At 61.5% G+C, this 21,629-nt stretch carries 12 protein-coding genes and 1 riboswitch; of the genes, 4 read left to right on the top strand and 8 right to left on the bottom strand.

The window, feature by feature from the left end:
* Positions 1–28: 28 nt before the first annotated feature.
* Positions 29–2,074: a TonB-dependent receptor family protein gene (locus tag DWU99_RS18510; protein WP_158543358.1), complete on the bottom strand. Its 2,046-nt coding sequence runs from the start codon at positions 2,072–2,074 to the stop codon at positions 29–31.
* A 374-nt stretch (positions 2,075–2,448) separates the two neighbouring features.
* On the opposite strand from DWU99_RS18510, the gene DWU99_RS18515 reads away from it, so the two are divergent.
* On the top strand, positions 2,449–5,568 hold the full coding sequence (locus tag DWU99_RS18515) for a WD40/YVTN/BNR-like repeat-containing protein (RefSeq protein ID WP_115479569.1): 3,120 nt from the start codon (positions 2,449–2,451) through the stop codon (positions 5,566–5,568).
* Positions 5,569–5,617: 49 nt separating this feature from the next.
* On the opposite strand, the gene DWU99_RS18520 is transcribed toward DWU99_RS18515, so the two are convergent.
* Both DWU99_RS18520 and DWU99_RS18525 read right to left on the bottom strand, forming a co-directional pair.
* Complete coding sequence (locus DWU99_RS18520) at positions 5,618–6,541, bottom strand: hypothetical protein (RefSeq protein WP_147292973.1); 924 nt, start codon at positions 6,539–6,541, stop codon at positions 5,618–5,620.
* 599 nt (positions 6,542–7,140) lie between these two features.
* The gene (locus DWU99_RS18525; RefSeq protein ID WP_115479571.1) at positions 7,141–7,560 is read right to left on the bottom strand and encodes a VOC family protein; all 420 of its coding nucleotides are present in this window, start codon (positions 7,558–7,560) and stop codon (positions 7,141–7,143) included.
* A gap of 242 nt (positions 7,561–7,802) precedes the next feature.
* Positions 7,803–7,904, top strand: a riboswitch (glycine riboswitch).
* 40 nt (positions 7,905–7,944) lie between these two features.
* Between DWU99_RS18525 and gcvP the strand changes: the two genes are divergently transcribed.
* On the top strand, positions 7,945–10,815 hold the full coding sequence (gene gcvP, locus DWU99_RS18530; RefSeq protein WP_115479572.1) for an aminomethyl-transferring glycine dehydrogenase: 2,871 nt from the start codon (positions 7,945–7,947) through the stop codon (positions 10,813–10,815).
* A 59-nt stretch (positions 10,816–10,874) separates the two neighbouring features.
* Here gcvP and DWU99_RS18535 read toward each other — a convergent pair whose 3' ends face one another.
* From DWU99_RS18535 to DWU99_RS18555, 5 genes are all read right to left on the bottom strand, one after another.
* Positions 10,875–12,860, bottom strand: coding sequence for a M48 family metallopeptidase (locus tag DWU99_RS18535; protein WP_115479573.1), 1,986 nt, complete (start codon positions 12,858–12,860; stop codon positions 10,875–10,877).
* A gap of 42 nt (positions 12,861–12,902) precedes the next feature.
* A complete protein-coding gene (locus tag DWU99_RS18540; RefSeq protein WP_115479574.1) occupies positions 12,903–13,499 on the bottom strand; it encodes a LemA family protein in 597 nt (198 codons plus the stop codon).
* Between the two features lie 111 nt (positions 13,500–13,610).
* On the bottom strand, positions 13,611–16,259 hold the full coding sequence (locus DWU99_RS18545) for a M1 family metallopeptidase (RefSeq protein WP_115479575.1): 2,649 nt from the start codon (positions 16,257–16,259) through the stop codon (positions 13,611–13,613).
* Positions 16,260–16,511: 252 nt separating this feature from the next.
* The gene (locus tag DWU99_RS18550; RefSeq protein WP_115479576.1) at positions 16,512–17,273 is read right to left on the bottom strand and encodes a hypothetical protein; all 762 of its coding nucleotides are present in this window, start codon (positions 17,271–17,273) and stop codon (positions 16,512–16,514) included.
* A 127-nt stretch (positions 17,274–17,400) separates the two neighbouring features.
* Positions 17,401–18,927, bottom strand: a complete 1,527-nt coding sequence (locus DWU99_RS18555; RefSeq protein WP_115479577.1) for a GGDEF domain-containing protein — start codon at positions 18,925–18,927, stop codon at positions 17,401–17,403.
* A 386-nt stretch (positions 18,928–19,313) separates the two neighbouring features.
* Here DWU99_RS18555 and DWU99_RS18560 point away from each other — a divergent pair, with 386 nt between their 5' ends.
* Together DWU99_RS18560 and DWU99_RS18565 are read left to right on the top strand one after the other, a co-directional pair.
* Complete coding sequence (locus DWU99_RS18560; RefSeq protein WP_199535861.1) at positions 19,314–20,660, top strand: beta/alpha barrel domain-containing protein; 1,347 nt, start codon at positions 19,314–19,316, stop codon at positions 20,658–20,660.
* Positions 20,661–20,687: 27 nt separating this feature from the next.
* Positions 20,688–21,623, top strand: coding sequence for a GGDEF domain-containing protein (locus DWU99_RS18565; RefSeq protein WP_115479578.1), 936 nt, complete (start codon positions 20,688–20,690; stop codon positions 21,621–21,623).
* The last annotated feature ends 6 nt before the right edge of the window (positions 21,624–21,629 follow it).

Genomic DNA, 21,629 nt, shown 5'->3' on the forward strand with positions numbered 1-21,629 from the left:
CATGACAAGATGAAAAACCGAAACCGCGTTACATCGTTAGCGAAACGCCGGTGTACCAGGTTCTGCCGAAGGCCGGTTCCAGACCGTTCTGCCAGACACGGTCGAAGTAGTGCCGATTGCCGAGATTGCTGATGCCTGCCAGCAGCTTGACCGAACGGGTCAGCTGCCAATCCGATGCGAGGTCCACCACCGTGTAGGCAGGAATGCGTGCAGGCATATACGTCTCGCCGCTACCGTACGATTCGTCGGAATCCTGCCAGTATTGCGCTGACGACGACACCGCCGTGAGGCTGAGCTTGACGCGCGCATTGCGCCAGGTCACGCCGGTCTTGATCAAAGAATCGGGCGAAAACGCGGGTGTCTTGCCGACCTGTCCCGGAATGTCGCTGCCCGTGAACCTGGCGTTGAGCAGGCTGGCATTGATGAATGCTTCCAGATGCTGCCCTTGCGCGGCGAACGGCGTGCGCGCGAAGAAGTCGTAATCGAGCTGGCCTTCCAGGCCACGGCTGCGCGTGTCGCCGGTATTCACTTCGATGGTGTCGATGACGTTGATGTATTGCGTCTCCAGCCGGTTCTTGAAATTGATCCAGAACACGCTGACGTCGTAATACAAGCCCGTCACCGGCACGCCGTGCACGCCGGCTTCCCACGACACCGACTTGGACAACGCCGCAGCGTGTCCGGGAATCAAGTTGCTGAAGGGCGATGCGATGTCGAAGTAACGCAGCGGGCGCCAACCCTGCGACACATTGAAGTAGGTTTCGTTGCCTTGACCGAAATCGTTGCCGATGCCCAGACCGAACAACGGCACATTGCGACGGTCGGTTTCATTGACCAGCGGTCGCGACAGGAACGGTGGCTTCACGGTTTCGTCCACCGAGATCTGCTCGTGCTCCAGACGCACCGACGGCACGATGTGGATGCGATACGGCAGGCGGAACACGTTCTCCGCAAACAGCGAGGCGTATTGCGAGGTCCGGTTCTGATTCAACACCGGCGTGCCGCTGTGGTCATCGCGGGCCACGGTCAGGTCGGTACTGCTCCACTGACGGAACGGATCGTTGCCATGGAACAACACCGTGCCGACGGTGAAGGCGTTGCCCTGCCCCCAGCTCTTGCGCAGGCGCACGTCCGCACCGTAGGTGCGGAACGCTTCATCCTGCAGCGTGGTAGTGCTGGGCAGCGGCTGACCGGGCAGTTGTGCACGGGCGGCACGGTTGACCAGGTCCTCATACGTGAACCACAGCTTGGCTTCCAGCGACCAGTTGTTGTCGAACTGATGCGTGTGCCCCAGCACCAGTTGATCGCGGTTCACCCAGTCGCGGTTGTACGGCGTGGTCGCCGTGCGCGGGTCCTGCTGCCACTGCGTGTAGCTCAATCGCCCCGGATCGCCGGAAACGTCGCTGATCGCGTGGAAATCGATCCACCACAGCTGATGCTCATCCGGGTGATACCCCAGATACAAGTCGACCTGCCGGTTCTGGGAGCCGTCGTTCGCGCGCGTGCCGTCGCTGTGCACATAACCTGCATCGGCGCGAAACGCCCAGGCTCCCTGGTTGCGCTCGATCACGTTGTAGCTGGAAAACAGGCCGTGTTCGCCGACGACATTTTCGGTAGTGACGGTAAGCGGTGTGCCTGGAGCCGGCCGCTTCGATACGAGGTTGATCACCGGCGCCGGTTCGGGCCCGTACAACAAGCTGGAACCGCCGCGGATCAGCTGCACTTCCGAAAGGCTCTGGGTCATCGGGAACGCATAGAGCGTCGGAAAGCCGATCCAGTCGCCCTCCAACGGAATGCCGTCTTGCATCACCAGCACGAATTCCGATTCCTGCGGATTGCCGATGCCGCGATAGCTGAAATTGAACTGCGTGGGCGTGGGCTGTTCGGAAACCAGCACGCCAGGCGTGCGCGCCAGCGTCTGGTTGAGGTTGTTGCCGATGACCGTGGGCTGATTGTCCAGATGCGTGACGGTGGTCTTCTTCGTCACCGTGATCTTGGTGCCGTCCACTTCGGGCATCTGATAGACGAGCTTGGCCTTCAAGAACTTGCGCCAATCTTCGGCGCGCACGTTCACGGCAGGCAAGCGGGTCGCTTTTGGTTGCGTAGCCTGCGTATTTTGTTGCGTGCTTCCGGATTCGTCGGATGGATCAGCGGCGGTTGTTTGCGCGTAAGAAGATAGAGGAACCAAGGCCGTCAACAAGGCGAATGGCAAAACAGCGCGGCGCAAGGGCGGCATGCGGCTTCCAGTAACAACGGGGCAGCCGTGCTTTATCGCCCATCGCCACTGCCGAAGACCATATGCCATGCGTTTACCCTTAATCGATGACGGAACGAAGACCCGAGCGAGACACTATCGGTTATGGTCACCTGTGGTCCGGTCAGCGCCGCGTGCGCACCCCACACCTTACATCGCATCGTCCAATCAGGCTTCCCCAGGGGATTCACAACATGCCATTACGCCGCCTCGCCCTGTTTGCGCTGGGCATATCCACCGCTTTGGCCGCGCATGCGACAGTCGATCCATCGCTGTATCAGGATCTGCACTGGCGCCTCATCGGCCCCTTTCGCGGCGGGCGCGTACTCGCCGTCACCGGCGTTCCCGGCGACGATCGGCATTTCTACTTCGGCGCGGTCGACGGTGGCGTATGGAAGACCAACGACGCCGGACGCACCTGGCAACCGATCTTCGATGATCAACGCGTGGGATCGATCGGCGCCATCGCAGTAGCGCCTTCGCGACCGGATACTGTCTATGTGGGCAGCGGCGAAGCCGACATGCGTTCGGACATTGCGCACGGCAACGGCATGTACAAATCCACCGATGCCGGCAAGACGTGGCGCAAGATCGGTCTGGACGACACGCGCCAGATCGGCCGCGTGCTGGTCGACCCGCGCAATCCCGATGTCGTATTCGTGGCAGCGCTTGGCCATGCCTATGGTCCGAACGCAGACCGTGGCGTGTTCCGCTCCACCGATGGCGGCGAACACTGGACCAAGGTGCTGTTCAAGGACAACGACACCGGCGCCATCGACCTGACCTTCAAGCCGGGCGATCCGAACACCCTCTACGCGGCACTCTGGCAAACGCGCCGACCGCCGTGGAGCGTGTATCCGCCTTCAAATGGCCCCGGCAGCGGACTGTATGTCTCGCACGATGGCGGTTCGCACTGGACACAGATCCAGGGCAACGGCTTCGCTGCCCATCCTGGCCGCATCGGCCTGGCTGCCGCACCGAGCATGCCCAATCGCCTGTACGCACTGGTCGACGCACCCGATGGCGAAGGCGGTCTTTATCGTTCCGACGATGGCGGCGTGCACTGGACGCACCTCACCGACGACCAGCGCATCTGGCAACGCGGCTGGTACTTCAATCGCCTGACGGTCGATCCGAAAAACGCCGATCGCGTGTATGTGATGAACACGATCGTGTTGCGCTCGGACGATGGCGGCAAGCAGTTCATCGCCTTGAAGGGCGATCCCACCGGCGACGATTTCCACGAAATGTGGATCGACCCGACCAATCCGAACCGCCAGATACTCGGCGTCGACCAGGGCACGCTGATCACGCTCAACGGCGGCGCTACTTGGAGCAGCTGGTACAACCAGCCCACGGCGCAGATTTATCACGTCAGCACCGACAACCGCTTTCCGTACTGGGTGTATGGCGCGCAGCAGGATTCCGGTGCCGTGGCGCTGCCCAGCCGCACGGGTTCGCGCGATGGCGTCACCATGGAGCAGTTCCACGAAATCACGCCCGGCGGTGAGAGCGACATGATCGCGCCCGATCCGGACGACCATGACATGGTGTACGGCGGCCGCGTCGACAAACTCGATATGCGCACCGAACAGGTACGCAATGTCGACCCCACACTGGCCTACCCCGCCGCGCACTATCGCGCTGCGTGGACGCTGCCGCTCACGTTTTCCAAGCGCGATCACAAAGTGCTGTACTTCGCCAACCAGCGCCTGTTCCGCACGAACGACGGTGGCGATCACTGGGCGCCGATCAGCCCGGACCTGACCCGCGAAGATGCCGGCGTGCCGACCAATCTCGATGCACCCACCGCGGCAGACGACGATCACGTCGACAAGCGCCGTGGCGTGATCTACACCATCGCGCCGTCGCCACTCAGCGCAAAGTCGCTGTGGGTCGGCACCGACGACGGCCTGGTATGGCGCACCGATGACGAAGGCGCGCACTGGGCCCAGGTGACGCCTGCAGCGCTGACGCCGTGGTCGAAAGTCGGCGGCATCGAACCCTCGCATTTCAGCGCGGACGTCGCCTATCTTGCGATCGATCGTCATCGCCTCGACGACGACGCACCCTACATCTACCGCACCACCGATGGCGGCAAGAGCTGGACGCGCATCGACAGCGGCATACCGTCCGACAGCTTCGTCAACGTCGTGCGCGAAGATCCCGTGCGCAAGGGCTTGCTCTACGCCGGCACCGAGAAAGGCATGTATGTGTCCTTCGACGACGGCGAGCATTGGCAATCGCTGGAACAGAACCTGCCTTCGACGTCGGTGCGCGACATCGACGTGCACCAGGACGACCTGGTGATCGCCACCCACGGCCGCGGCTTCTGGATCATGGATGACGTGACGGCGCTGCGTCAGATGGACGACGCAGCTCTCGACACGACCACCCTGTTCAAGCCGGCCGATGCGATCCGCATACGCTCGGCGATGTTTACGGGCACGCCGTTACCGAAGGACGAACCGATGGCCGCCAATCCGCCGGATGGCGCGATCATCGACTATTCGCTGCCCAAGCAGGTCAAAGGCCCGGTGACGCTTACCATCCTCGATGCGCAGAACAACAAGGTGCGCAGCTTCAGCAGCGACGACAAGCCGCCGATGCTGGATCCCGCCAAACTCGAAATTGCGCCCGAATGGGTTTTCATCCCCACGCCGCTCTCTATCAAGTCCGGCATGCATCGCTTCGTGTGGAACCTCCACTATCCCGCGATGAGCGAAGCCAAGCCCGGCAAGCGCGCGAAAGATGGCGTGTGGGCACCGCCTGGACAGTACACGGTGGAGCTCACGGTCAACGGGCGCAACTATCGCCAACCGCTGGTCGTGAAACCGGATCCTCGCGTGAATGTTTCGCAGGAGGCACTGCTGCGTCAGTTCGCACTCGCGCGCAAAGTGGAGGCAGCATCTGCCGAGGCAGCGACGGCCACCGGTGAGGCGAGTCGTCTACTTAAAGCGCTGGACGCGCAGCAAGCCCACGCAAGCGGTGCGCTGCATGACCAGATCGCCGCCCTGATGTCGCAGACGACCGACATTTCCGGCGTGGAGGCGCATCCCGATCCACGCAACACCATCGGCGCACCACCGCGCCGCACGGACAGCCTGCGTGCGTTGTCGATGAACCTGGAAAAGCTTGAGAGCGCCGTCGATGGTGCGGATGCCGACCCGAGCGCGGATGCGCAGACTTCTTATGACACGCTGACACACACGCTCGCGGCCACGCTCCGCGAGTGGGAGCAGCTGAAGCAAAAGGATCTGTCCGCTCTGAACGACAAGCTGAAGGCGGCAGGCGACAAACCCATCAAACTCTGACGCGCCGGATTACTCCCTCTCTCCTTCGGGGAGAGGGAAAAGCGGACGCTCAACGCGCCGCCAGGCGTGCCTGCACTTCGGCATAGATCCGTGCGCGCTTGGCTGAGAACCAGCCCATCACGCCCGTGACCGGAACGGGCAACAGCGCCAGCATCCGCGATGCATGGGCGACACGTTGCAGATGAGCGCTATGGAAATCCGAAAACGCCCTGGCAAGTTCCGGGGTCTGGAACGGCGTGTCCACGTATTCGTCCATCAGCGCGCCGAGTATGGCCGCTGCGCGGCGCGCAATCTCCACGTTGGCGCGCGCCACGTTCGAATCGCCATGCGGAACGTCGTAGGCCGCTTCGATCGCCTTGACCAGCTGCCTGAATTCGGTGGCATGCAGAGGACGGCAATAGATGGGCGCTTTCGCGCGTGCCAACAGCCATGTCTGATCCTCGCGCGCGAGAGCGCCGGAGTTGTTGGTCGCGACGTCGAGTGCCTCGTTGTAACTGTAGGCGTACTCGCCCATCAGTTCGATGGCCAGCTCCTCGCGCACCATCGGCACATGGCGCCGCATGCCATCGCGTCCGAACCAGCGTATGTATTCGGGCGTGACGTCGTAGAAACTGCCGCGCGGCGGCCGCACGAAGAGGCGATCTTCGGCATCCCCCGTCAGCGTGGGATTCAACGCTCTCATGCCGGAAGCGCGAGCGGCGAGCGCGCGGTCGAGCAGCACCTCGGCCGTGACCAGTTCGTGATGGTATTCGCCGAACAAGCTATCGTCGTCGACGTGCGCGAAATACACAAAGCGGATATGCCGGATCGCACGCGCAGCGCGTCGCGCCCGTTTTGCGGGATCGTTGAAACGACGCTTCCAGGCGCGCAAGCGGCCGCTCGCATTGGATGCGACCGCGACCGACGACGCAGCCGGCACGCCATGCGCCGACGGTAGATTGCTAAGCAATTCGCCTACCTCGCGATCAGACACACTCATACTCGTGGCATCACATGGCTGGTCGTCATTGCACGACCGTTCAAACATCTCCGATTCGCACACACCGACACCCTCACACTGCAAGCGCGCGCAGCAATATCCATCGCCTACGCAACGCGTTGAAGAATCGCCTATCGATTCCATGGCACAGAGAGCGCCTCGGCAGCGCGGTGATACTGTTCGGCCTGCAGGGCCGCACGCATCCGTGCGCATGGAGCACATGCTCCACCGCGTCGCGGGTAACGTCGCGAATACATTCGCTGTGAATGGACGCCGTGAAGCACTGGCGTCCTCAAACTCCTTGCAACACGCCAGGAGCAGCTCGGACAAACCCGACGCGCACATGAACGTGCACGCGGCATCCGCGCATCAATCAAAAGCTGTCGTGAAGTCCGACACGAACGCCGAGGGGGAATCGCTTCGCGGGACTGCACACGCTCATATATCGAACCCGTCAACACGACGTGTCGTACATAAGCGCCCTGGGGAACGCCCATTATAGCGACTCATGTGCGGTAAACGTTAAATTCGTGACCTATGACACATGTTTTTTTGAACAGAGTGTCGCAGCCACCATGCCTGTGCGTATGGCTCTACCGGTCCGGCGGCCCCTTGAGCTCCACCATGTTGCCTTGCGGATCAAAGAGATAGATCGACGGGCCTTCACCCTTGGCGCCGTAACGGCTGCCGACCTCACCGACATGAACGCCATGCGACTTCAAATGCGCCACGATGGCGGCCTCGTCATACCCATCCACGCTCAGGCACAGGTGATCCATGTTGTGCCCGCCGGTGCCGGGACCGGCGCCGCCGTGACGGCCGAGCTTGCCGTCGACGCTGACCAGGTCGATCAGCGACGCACCGGCGCGAAGCTGCACCAGGCCGATCTCATCCTGGCGTCGCTCCACGGTGCACCCCAGTACATTGCAATAAAAGGCTTGCATGAGGGGGACGTCGTAGGCGCGCAGCACCACGTGATCCAGCTGCTGAATGCGAAAGGGCGGCTTGTTCATGACGCATCGCTTTTCTCGCCCGTCACCCGCTGGCTTCGCGTCGTAACGCGCTACGGCACAGGCCGGGAATGACGGGGTATTTTGGGGAGGCCGAGGCTACTCCGATCAAGCTGAATGCGGCAGTGCGCACAGCCCCGTACGAGGTATAATTGCGGCCTTGATGTACATGGTGGGAGAAGCGGGTCCACACCCGCTGCCGAAGGCGCAACGCCCGTAATCGCTCAGGCTCCATACCGCCATATACCCAAGACTCTGGAGAGACCGGTTGAATCCGGCGCCGAAGGGGCACGAAGCGCAGATCTTCCCGCTTCCAAACTCTCAGGCAAAAGGACAGAGGGGCGCCCCGCGTGCGGCCTGCACGCTTTTCTTCGGACGCCCTTTGCCATGAGTCAGAAAACCTCTCCTTCGCTGCGCGAACTCGAACACCATCACGCCTTCATCGAGCGTCACATCGGCCCGAACGATGCCGAAATCGCGCAGATGCTGCATGTGATCGGGCACGATTCGCTCGAAGCGATGACCGATGCCATCGTGCCAGGCCAGATCAAGTCCAAGCAGCCGCTCGCGTTGCCGGCAAGCGTCACCGAAGAAGAAGCGCTGGCGAAGATTCGCGTCATCGCGCGCAAGAACAAGGTGCTCAAGAATTTCATCGGCCAGGGTTACTACGGCACGCTCACGCCCAACGTCATCCTGCGCAATATTCTTGAGAACCCCGCGTGGTACACGGCGTACACGCCGTACCAGGCGGAAATTTCGCAAGGCCGCATGGAAGCGCTGATCAACTTCCAGACCATGGTGGCCGACCTCACCGGCATGGACATCTCCAATGCCTCGCTGCTGGACGAAGCCACGGCCGCCGGCGAAGCGATGACGCTGGCCAAGCGCTCGGCCAAGTCGAAGTCCAACGTGTTCTTTGTCGCGAATGACGTGCATCCGCAGACGCTGGAAGTGCTGCACACGCGCGCCGACGGTGTCGGCATCGAACTGCACATCGGCAATCCCTCGGAAGCGTCCAGCGTGGATTGCTTTGGCGTGCTGCTGCAGTACCCGAATACCTACGGCCAGATTCATGACTACCACGCATTAGCCGACGCCGTGCATGCGCGCGGCGGTATCGTCGCCGTGGCGACCGACCTGCTTGCGCTGACGGTGATCGCCTCGCCGGGTTCGTGGGGCGCCGACATCGTGATCGGCAACAGCCAGCGCTTCGGCGTGCCGTTCGGCTTCGGCGGCCCGCACGCCGCCTACCTCGCCTGCCGCGATGCGTACAAGCGCTCGATGCCGGGCCGCCTGATCGGCGTGTCCATCGATGCGGAAGGCAAGCCCGCCTATCGTTTGACGCTGCAGACGCGCGAACAGCACATCCGCCGCGAGAAGGCGACATCCAACATCTGCACCGCGCAGGTGCTCCTGGCCGTGATGGCGAGCATGTATGCCGTGTACCACGGTCCGGAAGGCTTGCAGCGCATTGCGCGCCGCACGCATCGCCTCACGGCGATCCTTGCCGCTGCACTGCGCAGTGCGGGCATGACGGTGGACGGCGATTTCTTCGACACCTTGCATGTCACCAACGTCGACGCCGACGCGATCCATGCCAAGGCCGTGAGCAAGGGCATCAACCTGCGCCAGATCCATGGCCAGAGCGTGGGCATCAGCCTGGACGAAACCACCACGCGCGCCGACGTGCAGGCGTTGGCCGACCTGTTCGGCGCCGACCTCGGCGACATCGACGAACTGGACAGCCATACACCGGACGCCCTGCCCGCCGCACTCGTGCGCAAGGACGCCTTCCTGCAGCATCCAGTGTTCAACACGCATCACAGCGAACACGAGCTGCTGCGCTACATGCGCTCGCTGGCCGACAAGGATCTGGCGATGGATCGCACCATGATTCCGCTGGGCAGCTGCACCATGAAGCTCAACGCCACCGCGGAAATGATTCCGGTGACGTGGCCGGAATTCGGCGGCATCCATCCGCTCGCGCCGGCCGACCAGACGCAAGGCTACAAGCAGCTGATCGACGAACTCGAAGCGATGCTGGTGGAGTGCACCGGCTATGACTCCGTCAGCCTGCAGCCGAACTCCGGCGCGCAGGGCGAATACGCCGGCCTGCTCGCCATTCGCGAGTATCACCGCTCGCGCGGCGAAGGGCAGCGCGACATCTGCCTGATTCCCGAATCCGCGCACGGCACCAATCCGGCGTCCGCGCAGATGTGCGGCATGACGGTGGTGGTCACCAAGTGCGACAGCAACGGCAACGTCGACATCGAAGACATCCGCGCCAAGGCCGAGAAGTATTCCGATCGCCTCGCCGCGCTGATGATCACCTACCCCTCCACGCACGGCGTGTTCGAGGAAGACGTGGTGCGCATCTGTGAGATCGTGCATCAGCACGGCGGCCAGGTGTACACCGACGGCGCCAACATGAATGCGCTGGTCGGCCTCGCCAAGCCCGGCAAGTGGGGTTCGGACGTCTCGCACCTCAACCTGCACAAGACCTTCTGCATTCCGCACGGCGGCGGCGGCCCGGGCGTGGGTCCGTGCGCGGTGAAGTCGCACCTCGCGCCGTTCCTGCCGCGCACGCTCGGCGGCGAAGGCAAGGTCGGCATGGTGAGCGCCGCCAGCTTCGGCAGTGCCAGCATCCTGCCGATCTCGTGGATGTACATCACGCTGATGGGTCAGCAAGGCCTGCGCAAAGCGACGCAGGTCGCCTTGCTCAACGCCAACTACATCGCCAAGCGCCTGGCGTCGCATTACGAAACGCTCTACACCGGCCGCAACGGGCTGGTCGCGCACGAGTGCATCCTCGACCTGCGCCCGCTCAAGGACAGCACCGGCATCAGCGCCGAAGACGTCGCCAAGCGCCTCATCGACTTCGGCTTCCACGCGCCGACGCTCAGCTTCCCGGTAGCCGGCACGCTGATGGTCGAGCCGACCGAAAGCGAATCGATGCACGAACTGGATCGCTTCATCGACGCGATGATCCAGATCCGCGACGAAATCCGCGCCATCGAAGACGGTCGCCTGGATCGCGAAGACAACCCGCTCAAGAACGCGCCGCACACCGCCACCATGGTGACTGGCACCGAGTGGACCCACGCCTATCCGCGCGAACTGGCTGCCTTCCCGCTGCCGAGCCTGAAGCTGCAGAAGTACTGGTCGCCCGTGGCGCGCGTGGACAATGTCTACGGCGACAAGAACGTGATGTGCGCGTGCATTCCGATCGATGCGTACAAGGAAGAAGCCGAGGCGTAAGCCTCTCGGCAGGACAAAAAAAGACCCCGCTTACAGCGGGGTCTTTTTTTGCCTCGTGCCTAAGCCGCCAAAGGCATCTGCGGCAGCGGGCAATGCAAACTGGCGCACACCACGCGCAACAGCTCTTTCTCGGTGGCCGTCACCACGCCATCCGCCTGAATCGCGCTCCGCAGGCTTTGGATCACGATCTCCTTGGCCACCGGCAGCAGACCGTCAAGATCATCCAGCGCCCGGTCCAGGCTTGACTGCCACTCCATCGGCAGCGTCTGCCACTGGAGGGCTTCTCCCGGAAAGGCCTGACTCATTGCCGCCAGCCATGCGCGTCGCGCCGATGCATCGTCACTGCTGCCGTATACCGCTACCACGGCGCAGACCAGAGACAGGCTGTCTCGGCACGTCGGCAGCTTTTTCTGGCCGTCGACAGGCGCCTTGCGAGGCTTGGCGGCCTCGCGCAGGTACATGCGCAACAGCCGCACGAGGCAATAGTCGTCGAGTTCGACCTGTGGATCGATGCCGACGATCGCGTCGAGCGTCTCGCTCAGGGTTCCCAGACGGGCTTGCGGCAATTGCTTCAACGCCGGAAACGACAAAGCGATAAGCGGCATGCGCTGAGCTGCCGTCAGCGTCATCTCATCCATAACGAGTTTGTTGGTGGCGGAGAGCACGTCATCGCCGAAGGCATTGGCGATAAACCGCTGTTGTCGCGGCCGCAGTTCCTCATGCTCCGACATGGCCAGCGCCAGCACCAGCGTGAGTGCGGTTTCAGGCTTTCGCGCTGCGGCGATCAAGCTCGGTGGCATGCTTTGCTTTACCGTTCGCGCTTGTTGAAAGCTTTCTGATGGTGGGTCATTCGCTGGCGCAGGTGGAGCATCCACCGTGCCTGCGGCAACGACAGCAGCCGCTGGCGCCACGGCTGTTGCCACGCCCGCGCCACCCGGCCATTCCAGTGGCGGCAATTCCTTCTTCTCTACTGTGGCATCGTCATCGGTTGCCGCGAACCCGTCGTCGCCGGCGAGGCCGTCATTTGTCATGGCCCGTTCCAGCGGCAACAACTGCTGCTCGCGGAACCACGGTTCCAGCGTTCGAATGCGCTGCATGAGCGGTGGATGCGTGGAGAACCACGAATTGAACGCATCCACGTCGCCAAACATCATGTGCGCGACTTCGTGCCGGTTGCCGACCTGCAGCAGCGATCCCTCGGGAACGACCGCAATTTTTTTCAGCGCGCCGGCGATACCCGACGTCTGTCGCGTGAACTGCACGGCGGATGCATCGGCCAGCGATTCACGAGAACGCGCCACGGCCGCCTGAATCAGGCGTCCGAAGAAATAACCGATCGATCCGATGACGATAAAACCCATGCCGAACATGTAGCCGATCACTTTGTTCTCGGCCTGGCGCTCGGAATCTTCATAGCCGCCGTTACTCGTCCATGCGAATTGCCGCCCGATCACCGACAGCGCCATGATGCCGTACAGCAATCCCATCAGGCGAATGTTCAATCGCATGTCACCATTGAGCACATGACTGAATTCGTGGGCAATCACGCCTTGCAGCTCATCGCGCGTGAGGTGGTCGAGACATCCTTGCGTGACGCAGATCGTTGCATCGGACGCCGAATAGCCGGCTGCGAATGCATTGATGCCCGCCTCCTGCGGCATGACGTAGATATCCGGTACCGGCGTGCCCGACGCGATGGCCACTTCTTCGATCACGTTACGCAATTGCCTGAGCTTCGGATCGGTGACGTCCGGTGGCACGGGAATGCCGTTTACGTCTTCGGCCACCGCCGAGCCACCCTCGGCAAGACTGTGAATGCGATAAAACGCGCACCCAAAAATCAATGCCAACACGCCAAGTGTCGTAAATGTGATCAGCCGGTGTTGGTACCCGGCGAGATCGGCCATCCTGATCCAGGGATGGCCGAACACCGTGAACACCAAAAAATCCACCGCGACCACGATGGCGATGACAGCAAGGGCGAACAGCGCCACAAGTACACGTGTGCTGCTACGCACCTGCGCCTGTCTGGCAAAGAAATCCATGGCGTCTTCCCCCAGCGAATCGACGCGATCCGACGTTTCCCGTCAGGCCGATTGACCGAAAGAAACCTTGGGTGCCTCGCGCACCGTCTTGTCTTCGATATCCAGCGGATGCGCTTCCGTAAAGCTGAAGCTGCCGGCGATGAACGAACCGGGAAAGACTTCGCAGCGGTTGTTGTACGTCATCACCGAATCGTTATAAGCCTGACGCGCAAAGGCCACCCGGTTTTCGGTGGAGGTAATCTCTTCGGAGAGATCCTTCATCGTCTGGTTGGCCTTGAGGTCCGGATAGGACTCACTGACCGCAAACAGACGACCGAGGCATTGCGTCAAGCCGTCTTCGGTTGCCGACAACTGCTGCATGGCCTGGGGATCGCCCGGATTGCGCTTGGCATTGGCCAATCCGCTGACCGCCGCGTTGCGTGCCTGAATCACGGCTTCGAGCGTGTTGTGCTCGTGGGCGAGATAGGCCTTGGCGGTTTCCACGAGGTTGGGAATCAAATCGTGGCGACGCGTGAGCTGCACGTCGATTTGCGCGAACGCATTCTTGTAGCTGTTACGCGCAGTCACCAGCCCGTTGTAGATGGAGACCACATAAAAAACGGCCAGCACGATGATGGCCAGGAAAATGATCAAACCCATTGCAAGACTCCCCCTTAAGGCGTTCTTCGCCTCCCCGGGGCAGCATACCACGCCATTTCTTACGGATTTGGGGGCCAAATGGCCCCCTTTCCTGCCTGAAAAAAGCGAAGGTCAACTGTTCTTGTTCAGCCACGCATCGATGGCAGGCAGACGATCTTTGTGCACCCCGATGCGGTACTGCATATTGGCAATCGCCGAATCCGCGACGCGGCGCGACGTCGGTGCGATGTGCGCCTGCTCGAACGCGCGCATCTTGTCGATCGTAGCCGGATCCAGCGACGAAAAAATCAGGCGCGGATAGTACTCGCTGCGCGAGGGGGCATCGACCAGCTGATCCATCTGCTCGCTATGCGCCGTGGCAAAATCGAACGCCATCTCCGGATGCTGGAGCGATGCCACCGATACCATGTTGGCGCTGTTGGTGGCGCCCGGTTCGCTGGTCAAGGCAAGATCGAGCGCGCGCTGGGCAAGGTCCTTGTTCTTGGTGCTTGCCAGCAACGCGTACAGGTTGTCTTTGATCAACGGCGTCTTTTCCGTCTGCGCGCGTGCATGCAATTGGTTCCAGGTAGCCTCGTCGGCGTTGTAGGCAACGACGGCGGTGACGGTTTTGCGCAACGCGGCCGGCACCGCGGACGGGTCGGTGGACTGCGCGGCAAAACGGCGCTGCGCTTCCTTGATCACGTTCTGGTCGCCGAGTGCGCTGAGCGTATAGATAAGCTGATCGCGAAGAATCGCCACCGGTGCCGCCTCGCCCGCCTTTTCCACCCAGCCAACCTGATTGAAGACGGGCTCCAGCTTCGAGATGGCGAAGGCGCGGAACGAAGCCTGCCCCGGATCGCCATCGCGGTAATACCGGTTCAAGCCGGCGAGTTCCTGCGTGATATTGCCCCACAGCACCGGATTGGCATCGATCGGCGTGGCCTTGATCAAATCCAGCACGTCCGATGCGGGTTGCAGTCCGGCCAACCCCAACGCCGAGGTGTCGTCCATCAGGCCCAGCTGATCGATAGGCGCAAGCTTGGCGTAGTCGGCGCTGAGCGCGGCGAAGGCCTGCGGGCTGTAGAGGGTGCGGAAATAGCCGGTCTGCCCCGCATTGACGACCACCGGTCCGCAGCCGGGCACCACCAGCGACGCCTGTCCGTCAACCAGTGCACTGGCCGATTCGCCGCCCACCGTCTGTGCGGTGACCGGCACATGCCAGTGCCGCATCATTTTGTTGGCGGCGCCTTTGGTGAACTGTCCTTGCGTAAGCTGGAGCGTGGTGCTGCCGTTTTTGCAGGTTTCCGACGCCACGCGAATCATGGGCACGCCGGGCTGCAAGGTGAAATCGTGTGCGACGGTGGTCACCGGCTTGTTGGTAACCGTTTCCATCGCGTGCCACAAATCGTCGGATACCGTGTTGCCGTAGGCGTGATCCTTGATGTAGCGACGCACGCCGTCGCGCCAGGTATCGGCACCCACGTAGTTTTCCAGCATGCGAATCACCGCTTCACCCTTCGAATACGTGATCACGTCGAAGGCCTGGTTGGCCTGTTCCACGGTTTCGATGTGCTGCACGATCGGGTGCGTGGTGGAGGCCGCGTCGAAGCTCATGGCGCCCTCGCGAATCGAGACGGTATCCAGCTGGGCATTCCATTCGGGATGCAGCTTTTCGGTGGTGCGCGTGGCCATCCACGAGGCAAAGCCTTCGTTGAGCCACAGATCGTCCCACCAGCGCATGGTCACCAGATCGCCGAACCATTGATGCGCCATCTCATGCGCTTCGGTGCCGAACACGCTTTCCTTGTCCGCCTGCGTGGAGATCGACGGGTCGAGCAGCATGGCGTATTCGAAAGTGAAGATCGCGCCCCAGTTTTCCATGGCGCCGAAGAACTGACTGCTGCCGGGCGACGCAACATTGTCGAGCTTGGGCAGCGGATACGGCGTGCCGAAATAGTCGTTGTATTCGTGCAGGACCGCTTTGGCCGAATCGAGCGCGAAACTCGCCTGCGAGGAAACACCCTTCTGCGTGACCACACCGATTTCGGTGCCGTCGGAGCTGGCCGTCACGCGATCGAATTGGCCGGCGCCGAAGAAAAGCAGATACGTGGACATCTTCGGCGACTGCTGGAAGCGAACCTGCGTCAAGCCGTTGCCGAGATCTTTCCTTTCCGCGGCAGGCATGTTGCTCACCGCCATTTGCCCGGTGGGAACCGTGGCCATCAGATCGAACGTCGCCTTGTAGGCCGGTTCGTCCCACGAAGGAATAAAGCGCCGCGCATCGGAGTTTTCGAACTGTGTGTACAGCGCGTGCTTGTGGCCTTCTTTGGTGTCGTAGTTGATCACGAACAGGCCGTTGGGCTGCGTGTCGATCTTGGCCGTGTAATCCATCGCAAGGCGATAGCTGCCCACCGGGATCGGCTTGGCGAAAGTGAAGGTGGCGGTCTGCGCTTTGTCGTCCACCGTGATTTTCGGCGCGGCGAACGTAGCTTGGCCGGAAACCGGCGACAAGCTCACCGAGGAGAACTTCATTTCCAGCGCGTTAAGCGTGATGCTGGCGGTGGGCTTGAGCACGTCGACCGTCACCGTGACTTTGCCGTCGAACGCCAACGCATCGACGTGAGGAGTCACGGCAACATCGTAATGAGTGGGGCGCACATTGCGCGGCAGCTGCGTGGTGCCGATCACTTCGGCCGAAGCCGCTGTCTGCGCCACCACGGGGCTGCTTGTCGCAACACCAGCGAGCGCCAAAGCGATGGCCGAAAAAAGCATCTTGCGCATAACGTCCCCTTGTCGATGAGAAGGCAACCCACGCCAACGGCGCCCAAACGTGCCGTCGGCGTTCCTGAGTGTTCCGGCCTGGTCCTTGCCCACGCCTAACTGCCGAATAGTGCGGCGACTGCGGGCGGCAAGATACGGCCGGAAGTCATGGCTATCTTTGTGTCTCGCCCGAAGTGGCGGACAGCGGATTCATTTCGCACATGTGGCAAGGCCCCGTCACGGGGCCTTGTGCAAATCGGGCGTGGCAAAAACTCAGTTCGCGCCGCTGGACGCTTTGGCGGCGGGCGGCACTTGCTGCAGGTCGCCAACCGTGACGTGCCCTGTCCATCCCTCGAACACGTTCACTGCCGCGCGATCGACCATCTTCACGACTTGCTGTGTAGGTTGGCATCGCGATGGGTCGGCGCTCTGATTCGCCAAGGTCGACATGCCTTCAATGCAATACAGATTGCCGCCGTTATTGAGCCGATTCAGCATGGCCATGCCATCTGCGTAGCGCTTTTCCGCGCGCACCGCGGCAGTGGCGTCACCGTAAACAGGGCGCATCTTGTCCAACAGGGCATCGGCCCCTCGGCGCTCGGCGTTGGTCGAAGCTTTGTAAACCTCGTCGTAAGCGGCCTTGAAACGCGAGCCGGGCCTTTCAGATGCCAATGCAAACCATGCCAGCGCCAACGCGCGATTCTTCGGCTGGTGATCGCCGTTCAACGCCATGACGCCCAGCACGTACTGGGCAGGCTTGCTGGCCCAACTCGCCGCCGTGGTGAAGAAGCGATTCGACTCGCCATAGTTGTGCTGTCCATACGTCATGCCGCCCAGGCAGTAGTAGTAATCGCCGGGCAGAAAGCGCTCTTCGCCGATCACGCAATTGGCCGCGGCCAGATTCTTGTCGCTCGGCACGTCGTTGCTGCTGGCGGGTGCGGGATCCTGGGCTGCTGCCGTGCCGGCAAGACATGCCATGGCCAGCACTACGATCCGTACCCATGAGCCCAAAGGCTTTCGCAACGTCATGGACATGCAACACTCCCTGTAATGAATGCACGGGTCACATCAATGTAAACGATCTTTTGCCGGTCTCGATGACAAAAGCATCGACTCGTTTGCAAGTATTCCCAAACCGCCTTTGGGCGACATCCCTCGAAAGTCAGGGTGTTGCGCGGCCCGCAGCCTGTGCACTGCCTTGCCCGATGATTTCACCGGACTCCGGCAAACCCGCAACATCCACACAATTGCGACCGCGACTCTTTGCGCGATAAAGCGCACGATCGGCAGCATCCAGCAGGATGACCGGATCGGTTGGCGTCTCTGCTGTTTGCGTGGCAATGCCGATGCTCACCGTGACATAACCCAGCGCGCACTGCGGGTGAACAATCTGCAATCGCTCGATGGTGGTGGTAAGCCGGCGGGCCACCTCCAGCGCCGCCTCGGCAGTCGTATCGACCAGCACGACCGCGAATTCCTCGCCTCCGTATCGCGCGACCAGGTCGCGCGTGCGCAGCTGGCTGCTGCTTAGCGCGGAAGCCACCTTGACCAGGCAGACATCGCCGGCGATGTGGCCAAGGCTGTCGTTGTATTGCTTGAAGAAATCGATATCGATCATCAGGACCGAGCAATAGCTGCCGGTTCGCTGTCCTTCTTCCAAAGCATGGCGCAAGCGCGTGTCGAGCATCGCGCGGTTGGCAATGCCGGTCAGCGAATCGCGGCCCACCTGCTGTTCCAGTCGCAAGGCGCTCAGGTCGACGGCGCGCTGCTGGTCCAGGTTGCGGCTTTGAATGAAGGCCACGCGCAGCCCGTAAAACAGCACCGACGCACAGGCCACCACCAAACCGGAGACAAAGCTGATCCGCGAAATGACGATACCCAGCAGCACCACCATCATCGACAAAATGATCGGGGCGAACGAAGCGATGGTCTGCGACATCCCCAGGGAGGGATGGTAAGCACGCAGCTGGCGCGACGGCTGCCGCATCGCCACCAGCACAAACACCAGCAGCGCATGTGGAATATCCACCAGCGAGCCCGCCCACCAGGGAAGGCCATGCAACTCGACACGGTTATAGATCGTCGCGACGATCGCGTTCACGAGCAAATACGAACTGGCCGCGAAATAAAAGAAGCGCCAGCGAAAACTGCGCGCGCCGAGCAAACGCAGAATGGCCATGAAGGCCAATGAAAAGTCGACCGCATCCGCCATGTAGATGACGACATAGATGCTGGAAGGATCGGCTGCCCGCGGGCCGCTGAGCAGCTCCGTGAAAAACTGATACACCAGCACGGCCACCATGCACGACAGCGTCAGGTCCAACGCAATCACCACGCGCGGTTCATTCCGCGCGAACGAGCGGGAGACCATGAACATGCATGGGATCATGTACAGCGCCGAGCAAACCGTGGCCATCGCCGCGAGGTAGCCGCTCTTGTCGCCCAGCACCAAGGCGGCGACGTTGGTGAACGCCCACAACACCTGCATGAAAACAGCCAACGCAAGCAGCAGCCATGGCAGCCGGATCAGCGCGGGGCTGCGCCGGTAACGCGCAAACGCCGCCCACGCCGCCATAGCTTGCACTGCCACCATCGCCGCCTGCGGCCACACATCCTGTGCGTGACCGCTCCGGTTCGCGAGAACCAGATGAGCGACCAGCAATGCGACAACGACCCAGACGACGCGCAAAAGTACTTCCCCTCACCGACAGGACAGAAGCAGCGGTACGACCTCTCTGGACAAAATGCGTCACATAGAGGGGATACCCTTCTCCCCCGGCACACTACGGCAATGACACGGTACACCTGCCACAGGCCGCCGTTTCGGGGTTCGACCCGATAACCCGGCTTTCCACGACAGCATTTGTAAACACCACGTGTACACCAAGCAAGTTACAGGCCTGGCCTCGGGCATGCCATAGCCCTTGAGGCACACCAACGCCCTGCTCACGCCGTTGGGCACGACCGTTGCATGCGTTCTCCGGTTTGGAGGGTATATAGGCAAAAAAGGAATATCGATTCCGGATTCGCCATGCCGCATCCATTCATGAGCACAGCATGGAATCAGGGGGATTCATGTCGTCTACGCAAGCGCTGGACAACGCACGCGCCATCCTGGCGGGTGCGGATGCCAAGCTGGAAAAGCTTCGCCATATCGAGCCTTACTTCATCGATCTGTCGTTACGGGAAAACCCGGTCGGTTCCAACATCGGGCAGACATTGCGGGACAAACTCGAGATCCTGCCCAAGCTGCGCGAGTTCGGCTTCGCCAACATCTCGCTAGGCACGCTCGACTACGCGATGCCGGACGAGCTGGAAGTCGACGACGATTTCATGATGCACCTGCGCGACAACGGCGTGGACATGACCGGCTGTTTCGCCTTTACCGCACTCGGCATCGAATCTGCCGACAGCACCTTCACGCCAGACCCGTCTCAACGGAAGTTGAAGGCGTATGGCGTACCCAACACCGTTCACGAAATCTATCTAAGCAAGACCGGCATGTCGGGCATGTACGACTTCGACACGCTGCGACGCAGCTTGCCGGCAAGCATTCGCTGGCTGCACGAGAACATTCGCGGCGACAACGGCGGTGCGCCGCGCATCTTCATCAATATCGTGGATGGCTGCGATGCCTTCGCCCAGAATCTCGACCAAACCTGCGAGATCCTCAGTCTGCTGGCGGAGCAGCCTATCGCCGGCGTGACCATGGAAGACGATCGCGGCACGTTTCTGCCGTTCCAGGTCGGTGCGTTCGTCGCCATCATTCGCAATTACCTGCCGCCGCCGTTCAAGGTTCTGGTACACATCCACGCCGGCGCGGGTTTCGAGAACGCATCAGTAGTCGAAGCCCTGCTCAACGGCGCAGATGGCATCTGGGGCGGATTTCCCAAGCGTGCGGCCATCATCGGCCACGCGTCGATCGGTGAAACCATCGCCAACCTGGCACGCCTGGGCAACCGGCACGTTCAACGTTACCCGTTGGACGAACTGCTGCCGCTTGCCACGGGTTTTCAGGAACTCGACGAACGGGGGCCGGTACCGGACGACCTTCCCATTCTGGGTCACAACGCGTATCGCCTGTCATTCAGCTCGTTCCGGCAGATGCCCGGCCGTTTCATGGACCTGGCACCCGAAGCCATCGGCGGCACCTACGGTTATCGCGTATGCGCGGTGATCAGCGATTCGCCAGTGATCGCGGGACGCCTGGCGGAAATCACCGGGCGCCCTGCCGAGAGCTTTCCGCTCCCCATCACTCAGCAAATGATCCGCCTGATGCGTCGCGACCTGCGCACTGGCCGTCGCATCGACTACGACAAACCCGAACAGCTGCTGGAACTGTATGCACGCGCAAAAGTGTTTAGCGGGCATCACGGACCGCATGCAAATCCAACACATCAACACACAAATGCCCTGCCCTAAGTTGACGAATCCCGGAGCACGCTTCCCATGACGATCGACACCAAGATGGATCTGGACAACGACACCTACAAAACCCTGCTGGAATCGACCCGGGCCATTCCGTGGAAAATCGATTGGGACACCATGCAGTTCGCCTACATTGGTCCGCAAATTGAAGAGTTGTTGGGCTGGGAACCGTCCAGCTGGGTCAGCGTGCAGGACTGGGCCGACCGCATGCATCCTGAAGACCGCGACTGGGCCGTCAATTTCTGCGTAGCGCAATCCAAGGCCGGTGTGGATCACGAAGCCGACTATCGCGCACTCAACAAGAACGGCGACTACGTGTGGATTCGCGACGTGGTGCACGTGGTGCGCAAGGAAGACGGCGACGTCGACTCGCTCATCGGCTTCATGTTCGACATCAGCGAACGCAAACGCACCGAAGAGCAACTGGCCGCGCTCCGCCGCGAACTCGAAGAACTCTCCTTCAAGGACGGCCTGACTGGCGTAGCCAATCGCCGCCGCTTCGACGTGGTGATGGAAACCGAGTGGAACAACGCCTGCCGCAACAAGCAGCCGGTATCCGTGCTCATGCTGGATATCGACTGCTTCAAACAATACAACGACCATTACGGCCATCTTGAGGGCGATCAGTGCCTCAAGCGCGTCGCCAAACTGCTGACGCTGGCCGCTTCGAGGCCACGCGACTTCGTCGCCCGTTTCGGCGGCGAAGAATTCATCGTGGTGATGCCCGACACCAACGAAACCGAAGCCTACAAAATCGCCTCGCGCTGCCGCGAATTGATCGCCAACGAGCACATCCCGCATACGGGTTCCGACGTCAGCAAATACCTCACCGCCAGCATCGGCCTAAGTACCGCCATGCCAGACTGCGGCGACGAGGCACTACCGTTTATCGAGCAAACGGATCGAAGGATGTATCAAGCCAAGCAACGGGGAAGAAACACCGTCGTCAACGATTGACGATCA

This window comes from Dyella psychrodurans (assembly GCF_003363265.1).
Classification (GTDB): domain Bacteria; phylum Pseudomonadota; class Gammaproteobacteria; order Xanthomonadales; family Rhodanobacteraceae; genus Dyella_B; species Dyella_B psychrodurans.